16 protein-coding genes and 1 pseudogene are annotated in these 17,898 nt (G+C 63.3%); 9 read left to right on the top strand and 8 right to left on the bottom strand.

Going from position 1 to position 17,898, the window contains the following annotated elements:
- Positions 1-12 precede the first annotated feature (12 nt).
- The gene (locus tag BMW74_RS03295) at positions 13-330 is read right to left on the bottom strand and encodes an ElaB/YgaM/YqjD family protein (protein WP_093413627.1); all 318 of its coding nucleotides are present in this window, start codon (positions 328-330) and stop codon (positions 13-15) included.
- 164 nt (positions 331-494) lie between these two features.
- Between BMW74_RS03295 and BMW74_RS03290 the strand changes: the two genes are divergently transcribed.
- Entirely contained in the window at positions 495-746 is a 252-nt protein-coding gene (locus BMW74_RS03290; protein ID WP_093413624.1) for a hypothetical protein, read from the top strand.
- A 142-nt stretch (positions 747-888) separates the two neighbouring features.
- On the opposite strand, the gene BMW74_RS03285 is transcribed toward BMW74_RS03290, so the two are convergent.
- The 3 genes from BMW74_RS03285 to BMW74_RS03275 form a co-directional block, all read right to left on the bottom strand.
- Positions 889-1,362 carry an LEA/WHy family protein gene (locus tag BMW74_RS03285; protein ID WP_093413621.1) on the bottom strand — a complete coding sequence of 158 codons (474 nt, stop codon included), beginning with the start codon at positions 1,360-1,362 and terminating at the stop codon, positions 889-891.
- Between the two features lie 57 nt (positions 1,363-1,419).
- The gene (locus tag BMW74_RS03280; protein WP_093413618.1) at positions 1,420-2,877 is read right to left on the bottom strand and encodes a nucleobase:cation symporter-2 family protein; all 1,458 of its coding nucleotides are present in this window, start codon (positions 2,875-2,877) and stop codon (positions 1,420-1,422) included.
- Positions 2,878-3,220: 343 nt separating this feature from the next.
- The gene (locus BMW74_RS03275; RefSeq protein ID WP_093413615.1) at positions 3,221-4,117 is read right to left on the bottom strand and encodes a LysR family transcriptional regulator; all 897 of its coding nucleotides are present in this window, start codon (positions 4,115-4,117) and stop codon (positions 3,221-3,223) included.
- 101 nt (positions 4,118-4,218) lie between these two features.
- Here BMW74_RS03275 and BMW74_RS03270 point away from each other — a divergent pair, with 101 nt between their 5' ends.
- The 7 genes and pseudogenes from BMW74_RS03270 (at position 4,219) to BMW74_RS03240 (ending at position 12,465) form a co-directional block, all read left to right on the top strand.
- A complete protein-coding gene (locus BMW74_RS03270) occupies positions 4,219-5,310 on the top strand; it encodes a polyamine ABC transporter substrate-binding protein (RefSeq protein WP_093413612.1) in 1,092 nt (363 codons plus the stop codon).
- A gap of 16 nt (positions 5,311-5,326) precedes the next feature.
- Positions 5,327-6,283, top strand: coding sequence for an agmatinase (speB, locus tag BMW74_RS03265; protein WP_093413609.1), 957 nt, complete (start codon positions 5,327-5,329; stop codon positions 6,281-6,283).
- 361 nt (positions 6,284-6,644) lie between these two features.
- Complete coding sequence (gene zapE, locus BMW74_RS03255; RefSeq protein WP_093413604.1) at positions 6,645-7,790, top strand: cell division protein ZapE; 1,146 nt, start codon at positions 6,645-6,647, stop codon at positions 7,788-7,790.
- Positions 7,791-7,792: 2 nt separating this feature from the next.
- Positions 7,793-8,284 (top strand): GNAT family N-acetyltransferase, encoded by a 492-nt coding sequence (locus BMW74_RS03250; RefSeq protein WP_093413601.1) that lies wholly within the window; start codon positions 7,793-7,795, stop codon positions 8,282-8,284.
- 30 nt (positions 8,285-8,314) lie between these two features.
- A pseudogene (locus tag BMW74_RS25360) lies at positions 8,315-8,389 on the top strand (hypothetical protein); the annotation flags it as partial.
- A 165-nt stretch (positions 8,390-8,554) separates the two neighbouring features.
- Positions 8,555-10,204, top strand: a complete 1,650-nt coding sequence (locus BMW74_RS03245; protein WP_093413598.1) for a VRR-NUC domain-containing protein — start codon at positions 8,555-8,557, stop codon at positions 10,202-10,204.
- Entirely contained in the window at positions 10,201-12,465 is a 2,265-nt protein-coding gene (locus BMW74_RS03240; RefSeq protein WP_093413594.1) for an ATP-dependent DNA helicase, read from the top strand. The genes BMW74_RS03245 and BMW74_RS03240 overlap by 4 nt, the downstream gene beginning before the upstream one ends.
- 9 nt (positions 12,466-12,474) lie before the next feature.
- Here BMW74_RS03240 and BMW74_RS03235 read toward each other — a convergent pair whose 3' ends face one another.
- From BMW74_RS03235 to BMW74_RS03220, 4 genes are all read right to left on the bottom strand, one after another.
- Complete coding sequence (locus BMW74_RS03235) at positions 12,475-12,837, bottom strand: cupin domain-containing protein (protein ID WP_093413591.1); 363 nt, start codon at positions 12,835-12,837, stop codon at positions 12,475-12,477.
- A 34-nt stretch (positions 12,838-12,871) separates the two neighbouring features.
- Positions 12,872-14,266 (bottom strand): NAD(P)/FAD-dependent oxidoreductase, encoded by a 1,395-nt coding sequence (locus BMW74_RS03230; RefSeq protein WP_093413588.1) that lies wholly within the window; start codon positions 14,264-14,266, stop codon positions 12,872-12,874.
- 28 nt (positions 14,267-14,294) lie between these two features.
- On the bottom strand, positions 14,295-15,578 hold the full coding sequence (locus tag BMW74_RS03225) for a nucleotide disphospho-sugar-binding domain-containing protein (protein ID WP_093413585.1): 1,284 nt from the start codon (positions 15,576-15,578) through the stop codon (positions 14,295-14,297).
- A gap of 99 nt (positions 15,579-15,677) precedes the next feature.
- Entirely contained in the window at positions 15,678-16,610 is a 933-nt protein-coding gene (locus BMW74_RS03220) for a GntR family transcriptional regulator (protein ID WP_093413583.1), read from the bottom strand.
- 204 nt (positions 16,611-16,814) lie between these two features.
- On the opposite strand from BMW74_RS03220, the gene BMW74_RS03215 reads away from it, so the two are divergent.
- Positions 16,815-17,870, top strand: a complete 1,056-nt coding sequence (locus BMW74_RS03215) for a polyamine ABC transporter substrate-binding protein (protein WP_093413581.1) — start codon at positions 16,815-16,817, stop codon at positions 17,868-17,870.
- Positions 17,871-17,898 lie beyond the last annotated feature (28 nt).

Raw genomic sequence — 17,898 nt, 5'->3', positions numbered from 1 at the left:
GATCGCAGCCCCTCAGCGACGTCCCAGCAACAACCCCACCACCAGGCCAAACCCGGCCGAAATGGCCACGGTCTGCCAAGGATGACCGCCGATGTAGGTTTCGGTGGCCTCGACCGCCGGCTGTGTCCGCTCGCGCACGCTGCTGACCGCATCGCGTGCCTGTTGCAGCTTCTGCGCGATTTGCCCGCGCAAGGTCTCGGCTTCTTCACCCACCAGGGCCGCGCTGCTCTTGAGGAGCTTTTCCGATTCCTCGATCAAGCTTTGCAACTCGCTGAAGGCTTGGTCCTTGATCTGATCATCGTTGTTGTGCGGGGTGTTCTTCCGGGCCATCGGGTGATTCCTTTTGGTGGTTACGAACAGTGAACAATGGAGTGTAGGCGTGGGGCAAAAGTTGCAGCTTTTTTGTTCATTGCTCCGGGCTCGAGGCAAATCTGCCTCTGTAGGATTAGGCCTACAGTGTAAGATGTCGGCTATTTACACTGCAGGAAATGTCCATGAGCTTCAACCTAGCCGATAGACCCCATGCCGAGCGCGCGGCGCTTGAGGACGAAAAGTCCCGTCTGTTCGACCTCTGGCAGAGCAATCTGGGCAAGTCCAAGGGTGAGGCGGCACGTTTGTTCGGTGAGCGCGCCAAGCGCAAAGGCAAGTGGGCCGAGTGGGTACGCGCTGAGCTGGACACGCTGTCGCCGCCTGAGTACGCCAACATGGTGCGCAGTGAAGTCAATCGGTTGATGGCTGCCAAGTAATACATAGGTCCACCCAAAGCCTGTGGGAGCGGGCCCGGCTTGCCCGCGAAGGCGGCATGTCTGGCGCCATAACCGGCGGCTGACACACCCTTTTCGCGAGCAGGCTCGCTCCCACAAGGGTCTTGCCCTTACTGTTATCGGGTTACCAACTACTCGCATTCGCTCCCGCCAGGCTCAATTGGCCGCTGTCCTTGAAGCGCATGGTGCCGAACAGGCCTCCGGCCAGTTTGCCGTGCAGCACGTAGGGCAGGTTGTCCAGGGACTGGTTCTGGCTCAGGCCCAGGGTCTGGCGCATCACCGAGAACGCCGAGATGCTCACGGGCACGCTGATGATCGTCTCGGAGAAGCGGCCGATGCTGCCCGACTGGTCGCTGACCCCGGTGGCCAGCGGCCGGCCGTTGACTTCAAGGTTCAGTGACACGCCGGTGTAGGCGAGGGTGGTTTCATTGGGGTTCTGCAGGCGGATCTTCACCGCGAAGCGCACCTCCAGGCCTTGGCTGGGCAGGGGTTCGATGCCCACCACATTGATGTTCAGCGGGTCGCGATTGGGGAACAGGGCGCAGCCGCCCAGGGTGAGCAGCAACAGGGCAAGGCTTAGGGTGATCAGTCGGCGCATGAGCGGGCTCTCGAAAAATAAGGGTCGAACCGCCAGTAGCTCGACCCATTCGCCGGCTTAGCGGTTCACCGGTGTGGTCACGTTGCCGTGAGGCGGCATGTCCGGGTTTTCCATGACCTTGAGGATCGAGGCCTCCGGGTCGAAATCATCCTCTTCCAGCTCCAGGAACTCTTCGGGCAGGAAGACATTGAGCAAGATAGCGCACAACGCGCCCACGGTGATCGGTGACTCGAAGATGTTGTGCAGCGCCTTGGGCAACTCACGCAGCACTTCCGGCACCGCCGCCACCCCCAGGCCCATGCCCAGGGAGATCGCCACGATCAGCATGTTGCGCCGGTGCAGGCCGGCTTCGGCGAGGATCTTGATCCCGGCCACCGCCACCGTGCCGAACATCACCAGCTCCGCGCCGCCGAGCACTGGCTTGGGCATCAGTTGCAGCACCGCGCCAATCATCGGGAACAACCCCAGCAGCACCAACAGGCCGGCGATGAAGAACGCCACGTAGCGGCTGGCCACGCCGGTGAGCTGGATCACCCCGTTGTTCTGGGCGAAGGTCACCATCGGCATGCTGTTGAACACCGCCGCCATGGCCGAGTTCAGGCCGTCGGCCAGCAACCCCGACTTGATCCGGCGGATGTACACGGGGCCCTTGACCGGTTGCTGGGAAATCATCGAGTTGGCCGTCAGGTCGCCGGCGGCCTCAAGGGGCGAGACCAGGAAAATCACCGCCACCGGAATGAACGCCACCCAGTCGAAGTTAAACCCGTACTTGAACGGCACCGGCACGCTCACCAGTGGCACGTCCGGCATGCTGGCAAAATCCACATCGCCCATCAACCACGCGACCACGTAGCCCAGGGTCAGGCCAATGACGATGGCCCCCAGGCGCAGGAATGGCACGTCGACCCGGTTCAGCACCACGATGGTCCCCAGCACCAACGCCGCCAGGGCCAAGTGATGTGCGCCACCCAGGTCCACCGCGCCGTAGCCGCCGGCGATGTCGGTCATCGCCACCTTGATCAGCGACAAGCCCATCAAGGTAATGATGGTGCCGGTGACCACCGGGGTAATCAGCATCCGCAGCTTGCCGATGAACTGGCTCAGCACCACTTCGATAAAGGCGGCGAAGAAGCACACGCCGAAGATCGTCGAGAGGATTTCATCGGTGCCGCCACCCCGGGCCTTGACCATGAACCCGGCACTGAGGATCACGCTGATGAACGAAAAGCTGGTGCCCTGTAGGCACAACAGCCCCGAGCCGATCGGGCCGAAGCGTCGAGCCTGGACAAAGGTCCCCAGGCCGGAGACGAACAGCGCCATGCTGATCAGGTAGGGAATCTCGCTTTGCAGGCCCAGGGCGCTGCCCATGATCAGGGTCGGCGTGATGATCCCGACGAAGCTTGCCAGCACATGTTGCAGGGCGGCGAACACCGTAGCGGTGAGGTGCGGACGGTCGTACAGGCCGTAGATCAGGTCCGAGCGGGGGGCAGTTTTCGAGTGGTCAGATGAGGTCACGGGCAGGGCGCCAAAAAGGCCAGGTCAGAAAAGGGAGGCGCAGGATGCCAGAAAGGCCCTGCGGCCTAAAGCGGCATCACCCAATGCAGGGAAAGTATTTCCAGATATTAAAGGTAATATTTCTCATTGGCGCGCGTGAGGGGACAACATCGCCCTGGTCAACCCGCTCCGGGTCCACCCCTCGATGCCACCTAGGCCCGGAAAACCTCCGTGGGAGCGAGATCGGCTTGCCGGCGAAGAGGCCAGCCCATTCAACATCACTGTCGACTGACACAGCGCCATCGCGAGTAGGCTCGCCCAAAATTGCTCGGTGTGGCCACAAAGCCCGAGCCCAACACCTCCACTACATCCCGAACGCCGCCAGCAAATCCTCTTCGAACGCTACCTGCGCATCTCCCGGGACCTGCGCCCGATGCCGGGCCAGATGGAAGGCCACTTCAAAGCTCAACTGCGGTTGACCGATGCCCCTTAGCAGGCCGTTGTCTTCCCACGGACGGGCGAAGTGCTCGGGCAGGTAGCCCAGGTGTTTGCCCGACAGGATAAAGGCCAGGGTGCCCTCGACCTGTTCCGAGCGCGCTGAGCTCTGTTTGCCGTGCAGCGGTTCGTCATTGCGAAAGAAGCGATAGGGGTGATCCACCACATCGGCATTGCGCAGGGTCTCGAGGTCAGGCCTGGGATCAACAAACAGCGGGTGTCCGGCGCCGCAGTACAAATGCTGGGGCTCGCTGAACAATGGACGGTAATCGAAGGCGCTTTGCACTTGGGAGAAATAACCAATGGCCAGGTCAAGGCGCTGTTGCAACAGCAAGCGCTCCATCTCGCCGGGCATGGCACTGATCAGCTCGATGCGCACCGACTCATCGCGCTCGCGAAAACGCCGGATAGCCTCGGCCACCTGCTGCACCACACCGCAATCCAGGGCTTCGGAGAGCCCCACGCGAATATCGCCGATCAAACGCCCGGCGACGCCGTTGGATTGGTGCCGAAAGGCTTCGATGGATTGAAACAGCGCACGAGTGGCCAGCAGCAGTTGCTCCCCCTTGGGGGTGAGCTTGAACCCACCTTTGCCGCGGCTGCACAGGCGATAGCCGAGGCGGGTCTCCAGCTTGGCCATGTGCTGGCTGATGCTCGACTGGCTCAGGCCCAGCTCACCTTGGGCCGCGCTGAAGCCGCCGAACTCGACGACGCTGACGAAAAGGCGCAGCAGGTGCAGATCCAGATCGTGCAATTGACCGAGCATCAAACATTACTCCGGCATAAAGTCAGGGTGATTAACTTGGTATTTATCCGATGTATCTTGCCCCGCATGCTGCCAGCACTTCAATGGCTCAGGTGCCTGTCATGATGATGGCTTTCAAATGTGCGATTCCCGGCTTGGTGTTGGCGCTGAGCTTTTCGGTCCAGGCCGCCGATCAACAATTGAATCTGTACAACTGGTCCGACTACGTGGCGCCCGAGGCACTGCAACGCTTCGAACAGGAAACCGGGATCCATGTGCGCTACGACACCTTCGACGCGCCCGAGGTGCTGGAGACCAAGTTGCTCACCGGCGGCAGTGGGTATGACGTGGTGGTGCCATCCTCCAGTGTGCTGGCCCGTGCCTTGGCTGCCGGGGCGCTTCGGGAGAACCCGCCAGCCCAACTCAAGGGCTATGCCAACCTCGACCCGGACTTGCTGCACAAGCTTGCCGCCGTCGACCCCGGCAACCGTTATGCCGTGCCGTACACCTGGGGCACGCTGGGCCTGGGCATCAACGTCGAGGCGGTGAAAAAACGCCTGCCGGGCGTGCCGCTCAACAGCCTGGATTTGCTGTTCAAGCCCGAGTACGCCAGCCAGCTCAAGGATTGTGGCATCTCACTGATCGACTCGCCTCAGGAAGTCATCGGCCTGGCCCTGCATTACCTGGGCAAAGACCCGTTCAGCACCGACAAGCACGACCTGGCGGCCGCCGAGGCCTTGCTGCATCAGTTGCAACCCTCGGTGCTGTACGTAGCCAGTGGCCGACAGATCGACGACCTGGCCAACGGCAATATTTGCCTGGCGCTGACCTACAACGGTGACGTGAACATGGCCGCCGATCAGGCGCGCAAGGCGAATAAGCCGTTTACGGTGGCCTACCGGATACCGGTCGAAGGTACCCTCGTGTGGCAGGACAACCTGGTCATCCCCAAAGATTCGCCGCACCCCGAAGCGGCCCGGGCGTTCATCGAGTTCATGCTGCGTCCCGAGTCGGTCGCGGCCCTGACCAACAGCCTGTTCTTTGCCTCGGCCAACCAGGCGGCCACGCCCCTGGTGGATGAAGCCATTCGCAACGACCCAGACATCTATCCACCTGCTGACGTGCGGGCCCGCCTGTACGCCGACCGCAGCATGGGCCTCAAGGACATGCGCCAACGCACCCGCATGTGGACCACTTTCCGTAGCCGCCAATAACCATAAGGAGTGCCTGATGGACAACGCACCAACGAACGACCAGGCCATTACCCGTGACAGCCTGTATGGCACCAACGCCGAAAGCACCTACGCCGGTATCACCAGTTTCATGCGTCGTCGTTACAGCCGCGACCTGCGTGGTGTTGACGTGGTGGTCAGCGGCGTGCCGTTCGACACCGCCACCAGCAACCGCCCCGGCGCCCGTTTTGGGCCGCGTGGGATTCGTGAGGCGTCGTGCGCGATCGCCTGGGAACGCCACTGGCCGTGGACCTTCGATCCGTTCGATCACCTGGCGGTGATTGACTACGGCGATTGCGCCTTTGACCCCGGTTTCCCGCAGTCGGTCCCCGACGAGATTGAGGCCCACGCCGAGAAAATCCTCAGCGCCGGTTGCGCGATGCTGACCCTGGGCGGTGATCATTTCATCAGCTACCCGCTGCTCAAGGCTCACGCCCGCCAGCATGGTCCGTTGTCGCTGATCCACTTCGACGCCCACAGCGACACCTGGCCGGACGAAGAGGGCGCGCGCATCGACCACGGCACGATGTTCTGGCACGCGGCCAGGGAAGGGCTGGTCGACCCCTCGCGTTCGGTGCAGATCGGCTTGCGCACCACCAATGACGATCACCAGGGCTTCGAGGTGCTGGATGCGCGCCAGGTGCACCGGCGCGGCTGCGCGCAGATCATCGAGGCGATTCGCGCCCGGGTCGGCGACCACCCGGTGTACCTGACCTTCGACATCGACTGCCTGGACCCGGCCTTCGCCCCCGGCACCGGCACGCCGGTGTGCGGTGGCCTGAGCACCGCCCAGGCGCTGGAGATCCTGAGTGGTTTGCGCGGGATCAACCTGGTGGGCATGGACGTGGTGGAGGTCGCCCCGGCCTACGATCACGCCGAGATCACCTCCCTGGCAGCGGCAACGCTGGCCATGGAGATGCTGTGCCTGTATGCGGCACGGCATAAGGTGGATTGAGTACAACGCCCGTGGGAGCAACTGTCTTAGCCATGCCGCTCGTCACCGCCATCGCGAGCAGGAATCTGGGTTGAGCCCGTAGGAGCGAGGCTTGCCCTAATGCCAGTCAGTTAAGGCGCCAAACCTGTGGGAGCGAGCCTGCTCGCGAAGACGGCAACACAGCCAACATCTCCGTTGACTGACCTACTGCTATCGCGAGCAGGTTCGCTCCCACGCGGGTTTCGCTTAACTGACTGGCATTAAGGCTTGCCCGCGAACCGGCCAGCCCATTCAACATCGCTAGCGCCGGGCTTTGCGCCTTCGCGACCGCCCACCAGAACATGCAATACTCCGGGTCTTTGTGTGTTGACCCAAGGCCGCCATGACCTTCGATTCGCCCCTCAGCGCTTACCAGCATGCACTCACCGACCAGGGTTTTGTCCCGGACGCCGCGCAAGAGCGTGCGGTGTTGGCGTTGCAGCAATGCTTCGATGCCTTGCACCAGGGCCACAGTCCGATCACCGGGGTGTACCTGTGGGGACCCGTTGGGCGGGGCAAGACTTGGTTGATGGATCAGTTCTATCAAACCCTGCGCGTCCCTGCGCGGCGCCAGCACTTTCACCATTTCATGGGCTGGGTGCATCAGCGTTCCTTTCAACTCACCGGGACCTGCGACCCGCTGCGCGCCTTGGCCCGTGAGTTGAGCGCCGAGGTGCGGGTCCTGTGTTTTGACGAGTTGTTCGTCAATGACATCGGCGATGCGTTGATCCTCGGGCGTTTGTTCCAGGTGATGTTCGATGAAGGGGTGGTGCTGGTCTGCACCTCCAATCAACCACCGCAACAGCTGTACGCCGACGGCTTCAACCGTGACCGCTTCACCCCGGCCATTGCTGCGATACAGACCCATATGCAAGTGGTCGCGGTGGACGGCGATGAAGACCATCGCCTGCACCCGGGAGCTGTGCAGCAACGCTATTGGTTGCGCAACGCCGAGGCGCCGAGCGTCATCAGCACGGTGTTCCAGCAGTTGACCGAGGGCCAGGCAGTGTCGAGCGCGCCGGTGCAGATCGGCCATCGCACGTTGATGGTGGTCCAGGCCAGCGAGACGGTGCTCTGGTGTCGCTATGCCGACTTGTGTGAGCAGCCGTTCGCGGCGATGGATTTCATGCTGCTGTGTGATCGCTACCGCGCTATTGTCATCAGCGATGTGCCCTGCCTCAGCGCCCAGCAACGCCCTGGCCGCATTGCCCGGGGCACCGAGGATGGCGCCGCGCGGGTCGAAGCCGGCGACCGCGAGTTGCCCCAACTGTCGGTGCATGATGACAGCGTCAGGCGCTTTATCGCGCTGGTGGACGAATGCTATGACCGCAAGGTGCCGTTGTACTTGGAGGCCGAGGTGCCGATGGATCAGCTCTACACCCAGGGCTACCTGGAATTCGCCTTCCGTCGTACCTTGAGCCGCTTGAAGGAAATGCAGTTGCAGCGCTTTGTACCCCGCGCCTACCCACAGACGATTGATCGAGGATAGAAATGGACGTCCCGGATATCCTGGTTCTCCAGGCCAGCTACAGCAACCCAACCCACGCCGAAGCCATTTGCCTGGTGCTGGACGACTACGCGCAAGACCCCATGGGCGGTGGCTCGCCCATCGAGCCCGACCTGCTGCAACAGGTGCCCGGCGAGTTGGCCAAGCGGCCCCATGCGTTCAGCGTGCTGGCCTTCGTCAATGGAGAGCCGGCCGGGCTGGTGAACTGCTTCGAGGGGTTTTCGACGTTCGCCTGCCGGCCGCTGATCAACGTGCATGATGTCTCGGTGGTCAGCCGCTTTCGCGGCCTGGGGCTGAGCCAGAAGATGCTGCACAAAGTCGAGGAAATCGCCCGCCAGCGTGGCTGCTGCAAGATCACCCTCGAGGTGCTGGAAGGCAACCCGGTGGCTCAAGCCGCGTACACCAAGTTCGGCTTCGCCGCGGGCATGTTCGACCCGGCCCATGGCCGCATGCTGTTCTGGACCAAGGTGCTCTGAGCGCATCCCCCAACCGGGTAATGGGCGCGCGGGGGCGGCACTGAGGTTTCCAGCAGTGACATTTTCCTGGCCTTCGCCACCGGCAACCAGGACTTGCCGCCCGCCGGCTCTGGACTGCGGTTGTGGGTTCAGCAAAGCATCGCCGCGATGGGCGGTTCATCCAGTGCCCGGGAAATGTTTAGCGTCCATTGATCCTTTTCCGTTTGCCAGTGATGGGCGCGGCTGGTATCTGTATGCATAACCAGTACCTGTTCCCGCATGGCGCCTTTCGTGACAGTCAACCCACTCGAAGATCCCTTTTACTACCTGAACAACTTTCAGCAGGTGCTCGCCTGGCTGGAGCAGCGCTATAGCGATGTGCTCAGTGCCCGCGAGCACGCCTTTATCGCCGATTTCCGCTCGTTGCCCCGGGCCTCGCAAGCGCTGCTGGTGCGGATGGTCATGCGCCGGGGCGTGCATTTTCGCCAGGGCAAGCTGGCGTACGGCGAGATCGGTAGCACCGGCGATGCCGTCGCGCCGTTGCTGGCCCTGGGCTGGGTGGCGACACACGCGCCGTTGTCGCTGGCAGAGCTGTTCGAGGTGCTGCTCAAGCCGGAGATTGCCCAGGTGTTTGGTGCGGCCATCGAGCAGCCCAAGGCCAAGAAGGGCGATTGGCTCGCGTCCCTGAGCGAGCGCTTCGCCGAGCCCCGGGCCTTCGAACAGTGGTGCCCGACGCTGGATGACCGTTTGTTGAGCCTGACGGTCATGGAACTGTGCGACCGCCTGCGCCTGATGTTCTTCGGCAACCTGTACCAGGACTGGTCGGAGTTCGTGCTGGCGGACCTCGGCATCTTTACCTACGAGAAGGTCGCGTTCTGCGCCGAGTCCCGGGGGTTGCGTAGCCGCGATGACGTGGAGGCTTTTCTTTACCTGCATGCTTGCCAGCAGCGCTTCGAGGCTGGGGAGGCGGTGGCGCAGGTGGTGCAGCAGGTCCAGGCCCTGAGCAGCGAAAACCCCTGGCTTGAGCGTCGGCGCAGCAAGTTACTGTTCCAGATTGGCCAACATTGCGAACGGCTGGCGGATTGGCCGGCTGCACTGGGCATCTATCGACTCTGCGCCTACCCCGGCGCGCGGTCGCGCTTGATCCGGGTGTTGGAGCGCTGTGGCGAGTACCCGCTGGCCCTGGAGCTGGCGCTTCACGCGGAACAACAACCCGAGAGCGCCGCGGAGCAACAGCAATTGCTGCGGGTGCTGCCCAGGTTGCGGCGCAAGCTCGGCGGGCCCGCGACGCCACGGCTCAAGGCGCGGGAAGTCGAGCGCCTGGACCTGGAGCTTTCACGCGTCGACCCGGCGCTGTCGGTGGAGTTCTGCGTCCAGGCCCATCTGGATGACCCCGCGGCGCCGGTGCATTACGTTGAAAACGGCCTGATCAACTCGTTGTTCGGCTTGCTGTGCTGGCCGGCGATCTTTGCGCCGCTGCCGGGGGCGTTTTTTCACCCGTTCCAGCGTGGGCCAGCGGACCTGCTCAGTGAGGATTTCCATGCCCGTCGCGCCGAGCTGTTCCAGGCGTGCCTGACAGAACTCGACGACGGACGCTACCTCGACACCCTGCGCCAGCGCTTTGCCGACAAGTACGCGGTGCAGTCGCCGTTCGTGTTCTGGGAGGTGCTGAGCGAAGAACTGTTGGAGCAGGCGCTTGCCTGCCTGCCGGCCGCGCACCTGAAGCTGTGGTTCAACCGCCTGCTGCTGGACATCAAGGCCAACCGCGCCGGGATGCCGGACCTGATCCAGTTCTGGCCGCAGCAACAGACCTACCGCATGATCGAGGTCAAAGGCCCCGGTGACCGCCTGCAGGACAACCAGGTGCGCTGGCTGGAGTTCTGTCGCGAACACCAGATGCCCGTTGCTGTGTGCTACGTGCAATGGGCAGACCCCGCGTGAGTTACAGCGTCGCAGTACGCGCCCTGTGTGAGTTCACCGCCAAGGCCGGCGACCTGGACCTGCGTTTCACCCCGTCGCCGACCGCCCTGGAAGGGATCGCCGGCCACCGTACCGTGGCCTCGCGGCGCAACCCGGCCTATCAGAACGAGGTGGCCCTGGAGGGCGAGTACCAGCAGTTGAGCGTCAGGGGACGGGCGGACGGCTACGATCCGGATCGCAACTGCCTCGAAGAAATCAAGACCTACCGTGGCGATCTGGCCCACCAACCGGCCAATCACCGGCAACTGCACTGGGCCCAGGCGAAGCTCTACGGGGCGCTGATGTGCCAGAAGCTCGGGCTGGCCCGGATCAACCTGGCGCTGGTGTACTTCGACATCGTCAGCGCACAGGAAACCACCCTGGTCGAGACCTGGGATGCGTCGGCGCTGGAGGGGTTTTTCCGCGAGCAGTGCGCGCTGTTCCTGCAGTGGGCCGAACAGGAGATGGCCCATCGCAGCGCCCGCAATCAAGCGGCGCAGGGGCTGCGCTTCCCGTATCCGGACTTTCGCACCGGGCAGCGCCACCTCGCCGAGTCGGTGTTCAAGGCCGCCAGCACCGGGCGCTGCCTGATGGCCCAGGCCCCGACGGGGATCGGCAAGACCGTGGGCACCTTGTTCCCGATGCTCAAGGCGCTGGCGCCGCAGCAGGTGGACAAGGTGCTGTTTCTCACAGCCAAGACCCCAGGACGCAAGTTGGCGCTGGACGCCGCCCGGGTGATCGTCGATAGCCACGCCGGGTTACCGCTGCGGGTGCTGGAGATGGTGGCTCGCGACAAAACCTGCGAGTACCTGGATAAGGCCTGCCATGGCGAGTCCTGCCCATTGGCCAAGGGTTTCTACGACCGCTTGCCGGCCGCGCGCGAGGCGGCCAGCCGGGTGACGCTGCTCGATCAGGCGGCCCTGCGCGCTATCGCCCTGGCCTATCAGGTGTGCCCGTATTACCTGAGCCAGGAAATGGCCCGTTGGGCCGATGTGGTGGTCGCCGACTACAACTACTACTTCGACTTCAGCGCGCTGTTGTTCGGCCTGGCCCAGGCCAACCAGTGGAAGGTCACGGTGTTGGTGGACGAAGCCCACAACCTGGTGGAGCGCGGGCGCCAGATGTACAGCGCCAGCCTTGACCAGTCCAGCTTGAACACCGTACGCAAAAGCGCGCCTGAGGTGCTGAAGAACCCCTTGCAGCGGCTCAACCGGCATTGGAACGCACTGCATAAGGAACAAGCCTCACCGTACCAGGCGTACCTCAAGGTCCCGGAGGGCCTGGCGCACGCATTGTCGACGTGCACCGCGGCCATCGGCGACTACCTCAACGACCACCCCCAAGGGCTGGATGGCGAGTTGCAGCGCTTCTACTTCGACGCCTTGCAGTTCAGCCGGGTGGTCGAGTTGTTCGACGAGCAGTTCCTGTTCGACATCAGCAAGCGCGAGCTGGGTGCCAAGCGCAGCCTGTCGCAACTGTGCCTGCGCAACGCGGTGCCGGCCGGGTTTATCGGGCCGCGGCTGACGGCGGCCCGTAGCGTGGTGATGTTCTCCGCCACCTTGAGCCCGCGGCGCTACTACGCCGACTTGCTTGGCTTACCCACGAACACCGTGTGGATCGACGTCGAGTCGCCGTTTCGTGCCGAGCAACTGGCGGTGCGGATCGTCAGCCAGATCTCCACCCGCTTCGTGCACCGCCAGGCCTCGCTGGCACCGATTGTCGAGTTGATGGCCCGCCAGTTCAGCGAGCGTCCCGGCAACTACCTGGCGTTTTTCAGCAGCTTCGATTACTTGCAGCACGTGGCGCAGCTGTTGGCCGAGCGCCACCCGCAGATCAACCTGTGGTCGCAGTCCCGTGGCATGGACGAAACCCGGCGCCAGGCGTTTCTCGACCAGTTCACCGCGACCAGCCAGGGCATCGGCTTTGCGGTCCTGGGCGGGGCGTTTGGCGAAGGCATCGACTTGCCCGGCTCACGCCTGATTGGGGCCTTCATCGCCACCCTGGGCCTGGCGCAACTGAACCCCGTCAATGAACAGTTGAAGCAGCGCATGGCTGCCCTCTTTGGTGATGGCTATGACTACACCTACTTGTTCCCCGGCGTGCAAAAGGTGGTGCAGGCCGCAGGCCGGGTGATTCGCACCCAGCACGATTCGGGCGTGGTGATGTTGATCGACGACCGCTTTGGCGAGCACAAGGTCCAGCAGTTGCTGCCGCGCTGGTGGGCGGTCGAGGGGCGCGCCTGACGCTGGCCGCTAGCGCAAGATCGCGTAGACCTTGCGCACCTCGGTGAGGTTTTCCCAGGTGCCCTTGAAGCCGGCAGCCACCACGAAGGTGCTGCCGGCTTCGAAGGTGCTGCTGTTGCCTTCGCTGTCGGTCAGGCGCACCCGACCTTCGAGCAGGTGGCACAGTTCGTCGTAGTCGCAGCTGCACCGCTCCTTGTGCGGACCGGCTTCCCAGATGCCGGCGGTGAGGTGTTTGTCCTCGTTGCTGAAGTGGCGCCAAGTGATGCTCTGGTACGGAGCGTCGACGATCTGCGGGTCGCTGATTTCGTGGATCAGGGCCTTGGTCGGTTGGGTGGCGAAGTCAGTGACAAAGGCGGGTTTTTTAAGCGTCATGGGGCACTCCTGGTTCTGGCGGCGGGTGGGCCGCTCAGGAATCGAAACCGACGCCAAAGGCATCGAGGGCTTTGAGAAATACACCGCGCTGGCCCGTCTGGTCTTCGTGGGCCAGGCCGCGCTGCGCCAGGCTGACGCCGATAAAGCGCAACGGCTCCGGTGGAAACCGCACCGGGGCGCGACTGAGCATCTTCAGGCGGGTGCGGTGGGTGTCCTGGCCTGCCAGCAGGTCGAGCATAGTGGCGGCGGCAAAACGGCTGGCGCTGATGCCCTGGCCGGTGAAGCCCATGGCGTACGCCACCCGGTGATCGTGGGTGCTGCCGGTGAACATCGTGGTGCGTGCGGAGGAGTCGATGATGCCGCCCCAGGCGTGACTGAACGCCACATTGTCCAGTTGCGGGAAGGTCTGCTGGAACTGCTCGGCCAGGCGCACGAAGGTTTCCGGGCGCTGGGTCAGGCCCTCGTCGAGCTTGCTGGCAAAGGGATAGATCGCATCGAACCCGCCCCACAGGATGCGGTTGTCGGCGGTCTTGCGCAGGTAATGGAACTGGTTGCCGGAGTCGGCAATGCCGTAGCGCTTTTCCCAGCCGATGGCGCGCAGTTGCTCAGGTGTCAGGGGCTCGGTCGTCAGCGCATAGTCGTAGATCGGGATCACGGTTGAGCGCAGCTGCGGCAGCAACGAGGGAAAGACGTTGGTGGCCAACGCGACCTTGGCCGCCCGCACACTGCCGTAGCCGGTGTGCAGCAACAGGTGATCGCTCTGGGCTTGCAGGCTTTCAACCGGCGAGTGCTCGTACAGCTCGATACCCTGTTCGAGACAGGCGCGACGTAACTCGCGGACCATTTTGGCCGGGTTCAACAGTGCGTAGTTGGGTTCGAACAGCCCGGCGCTGTACAGCGGCGAGTCAAGGTAGTGCTTGAGCGCAGCCCCTTCCAGGAAGGTGCAGTCGATGCCCATGCGCTGGTACTTGTGCTCCAGCGCCCGTAGGCCTTCGATCTGCCACGGGGTGCTGGCCACGTTGAGCTTGCCGCTGCGCTCGAATTCCACCTCCAGGCTTAGGCGCTGGAGGTCCAGTTGCAGGTCGTTGAGGTTGGCGCGTCCGAGTTGGATCAGTTGCTCGGCTTCCTTGGGCCAGCGCTTCATGGCGTTGGACACGCCATGGGAAATGCTTGGCGCGCAAAACCCGCCACTGCGACCGCTGGCCGAGGTGCCGCAGGTGCGCGCTTCCAGCAGGACGATCCGCGCATCGGGCGTACGCTGGCGGGCGAGCAAGGCCGTCCAGAGCCCGACGAATCCGCCGCCGACAATCACCAGGTCTGCGCTGATCTCACCGATCTGTCGCTCGCGGCTGGGGCCGGGGGGATCGGTGTCCAGCCAAAACGGCCTGGGGATTGTGTGCTTGAGGCTTTCGAGGGCTGATGACGTCATGGCGCGTTCCGTGCTCTGGGGTCACTGACTAGGGGGTGGGCAAGTCCAGAATCGCCCGTGCGGCGATCTCGGTGCCACGGGTGGCTTGCATTGCCGCGCTGATCGCGGCCAGGCGTTGGTGCATGGCGCCGTCAGCCAGTAACTGGGCAAGGGCGTCGGGCAGGGCGGCCAGGGGCTCGGCGAAGCGCGGCAGGTAGCGTCCGACGCCGGTTTCTTCACCGCGCATGGCGTTGTCGTGGCCGTCCCAGCAGTAAGGGATGATCACCGAGGGCAAGCCGAAGAACAGGGCTTCGCAAAAGCTGTTGTTGCCGCCGTGATGGATGAACAACTGGCATTGCTTGAGCACCGCAGGCTGCGGGAACCAACTGTCCAGATAGACGTTGTCGGGCACCGTGGTGTAGGTCTCGCGGTAGGCACCGACGTTGACCAGGAACCGATAGGGCAAGGTGTCCAGGGTGCTGATCAGGCGCTTGATCATCTCGGTGTCGGCCGCGCCGAGGCTGCCGAAGCTGACGTAGATCAGCGGCGCATCGTTGTGCCGGGGGAAATCGGGGACCCGGTACGGCGCTTCGCGGCGCACACAACCGTCGAGGTAGACGTAGCGTTGTGGGTCCAGCGGTTGCTCGCGCTCATAGCGCACCGGGGTCGGCGACAGCAACAGGTTGAGCCAGGGCGAATCCACCAGGAACTGGCCCGGCGGGCAGGGCGCGGTGTGATGGCTGGCGAGGAACCGCGAGAAACGTTCATGGGCATGGGCCACGGCGCCCTGGTAGTGCTCGACAAAGGCCTGGCGCGCCGCCGTGTCGGTGCTGCGGCAGCCGGACAGGTAGGGCGGCACCGCAGGGTCGGGCAGTTCGGTCTCGGCACAGGACACCATCCGCACCCATGGGCACCCGGCATTGACGATGGCCGGGAACAGCACCACGTTGTCGAGCACGATGACGTCCGGCTTGAGCCGTGCCAGCAACTGCTGCAAGGGCTTTTCCGCCTCGATGGCGGTGTCGATGATGGCTTCCCATGCCGGCGCGACGTAGCTGTCGATCTGTTCCAGCGGGGTCTGGTCGAAGTAGGGAATGTTGCGCTCGATGAAGCGCTCCCAGTAATGCTGCTGTTCGGCTGCCGACAGCGGGTTGACCAGGGGGATCGGGTACTCGGCAAAGCCGTACTCGGCGAAAATCCCCTGGAAGTGTCCATGGCAGATGAACACCGGTTTTGCACCCAGCTCACGCAACGCCTGAGCAATCCCAATACAGTTCAAGGCCGCGCCAAAGCTGGCTTCGGGGAACAGGGCGATCAGTTTCTCTTTGTGCATGGCTAGGGACCGCCTGTAGCGGGTGGACCCCGCCTTTCTTGAAGGTGTTTTCGATGCTGTCTTATTTCCTAAAAAAAAGCACCACAATTTTTACCGGGGTCAAACCCGGCCGTAGGGCTGGCGTTGCGGGATGCCCCGGTTGGCGGTTTGCGGGCGTGTGGCGGCTGACAGGCGCAGGTGCAGGCGCAGCAGGTCGGCGGCGATCTCCATTTGCCCGCGTTCGATCTGCGCGATGATGTGCAGGTGCTCGCGCAGTGCTTCTTGCAGGCGGTGCACGCTGACGCTCGGCAGCAGGTTCGGCAGGCGGCGCAGGCTTTGATGCTGGAGCAGGGCGGTGCTGATGAAACGGTTGCCGCAGCTTTGCCCGATCAGTTCATGGAAGCTGATGTCCAGCTCGCGAAACTGCCCGACGTCGAAGTCCTCCTCCCGTTGGCCGAGCAGTGCTTCGGTGGCAGTGCGCAGCAACGTCAGGCGGTGCGGGTCGGCGTTGAAGTTCGGACAGAGCAGGGCTTCGGGCTCCAGCACCAGGCGAAACTTGAGGCTTTCATCCAGGGCCGCCAAGCTGTTCAGCGACGGACGGAACAGCCAGGACTGGCCAGGGCCACGCTCGATGGCCTGGCTTTCGCTGAGTTGCGTCAACGCCTTCTGCGCGGCCGGGCGGCTGATGTCGTAGCGGCGCATCAGTTCGCTGATGCTGATGCTGTCGCCCAGGCGCCCGGCCATGCGGTCGCGCAGCACGGAGGTTGCCAGCTCTTCCTCGGCGGCCTGGGGCAGGGCGCTGCCCGGTACTTGCCCGGCAGGCGGGGTGGCCAGTCGATAACCCTTGCCGGCCTCATGGCTGAGCAGGTGCTCTTCGAGCAGGACGTTGAGCGCGGCGCGCACCAGCGTGCGGGACACCAGGAACGTTCGCGCCAGCGCCTGTTCGGAGACCGGTTCGCCCGCCGCGAGGCCCATTTCCCGAGTGTGCTCAAGAATTCGACGGGCCAGTTCCAGATGGTTGGTGCGCGGCTTTTTCGCAGGTGTCGGGCTCAAGTTATTGTTCTCACTTAGGTTCTTTGCTTGGGCAGGCACTGATCTTATGCCATGGGGTCGAGCGGGTCGCCAGGCGGGCTCAAGAAAACCATTGACAGTCCACCCATGCTGGTCCTAATTTCTAAAAAAAAACATATCAAATCGTTTCTTATTTTTTGCCGCACTGCCTTCGAACACAACAATAACAATCGTTAGGTGAGCATTATGAGAAAGCTGAAACACCTGGTTTGCGCCAGTCTGGCCGTTTCCATCGGGTTCGCCGCTTCGGCTGCCAGCGCCAAGGACATGGTCATCTCGATCTGGGACGGCTACATGGCCCCGGATGCGCTGGACAAGTTCAACGCCGCCAGTGGCGTCAAGGTCGACAAGGCCTTGCACGCGACCAACGAAGAAATCATGGGCAAGCTCATGGCCAACGGTGGGGAAGGCTACGACGTGGTCTTCGTGTCCTCGCCCTTCGCCGAGATCCTGCACAAGCAGGGGCTTTTGGCGGACATCGATCCGGTCAAAGTCCCCAACCTGAAAAACCTCTACCCCCAAGCCTCGCAACTGGAATATGACCCGGGCAACCATTTCTCGGTGCCGTACACCTGGGGCACGACCGGTATCTGCTACCGGTCCGACAAGGTCAACCCGGCGCCCAGCAGTTGGAATGAGTTGCTCAACCCCAGCGATGCCCTCAAGGGCAAGGTGACGATGCTGGCCACCGACCGCTGGATGCTCGGTGCCGGCTTCCTCGCCAAAGGCTGGTCGGTCAACGATGCCGACACCAGTCACATCGCCGCGGTACGCGACCAACTGATCGCCACCAAGAAACGCATCCTGGCGTTCGACGACACCACCTTCTACTCCAAGCTCGCCTCCGGCGAATCGCTGATGGCCCATGCGTGGGACGGCTGGTGCAACTACGGCACCCAGGCCAACGCGGCGATCAAGTTCGTGGTGCCCAAGGAAGGTTCCGACCTGTGGGTCGACACCATGGTGGTGCTCAAGGGTTCCAAGCATCAGGACGAGGCGTTCAAGTTCGTCAACTTCATGCTGGACAAGGCCAACCACGCCTGGGTGGCCGAGAACATCCTCTACAAAGTCCCGAACCAGGCAGCCATGGCCGGTTTGTCGCCTGAGTTGCTCAAACAGTATCCCAACCTGACCATCGCTCCGGCCGACTTGCTGAAGATGGAACAGTTGCGCGACCTCGGTGGCCCCACGCAAAAGGCCTACACCCGCGCCGTGACCGAAATCATGGCCGCGCAGAACTAAGCCTCGGGTCTCAACGGGGCACGCACTC

This window comes from Pseudomonas sp. ok272, assembly GCF_900109995.1.
In the GTDB taxonomy this organism is placed as follows: domain Bacteria; phylum Pseudomonadota; class Gammaproteobacteria; order Pseudomonadales; family Pseudomonadaceae; genus Aquipseudomonas.
Note: the sequence above shows the minus strand (reverse complement) of the source record. Positions and strands in the feature narration are given on the sequence as shown.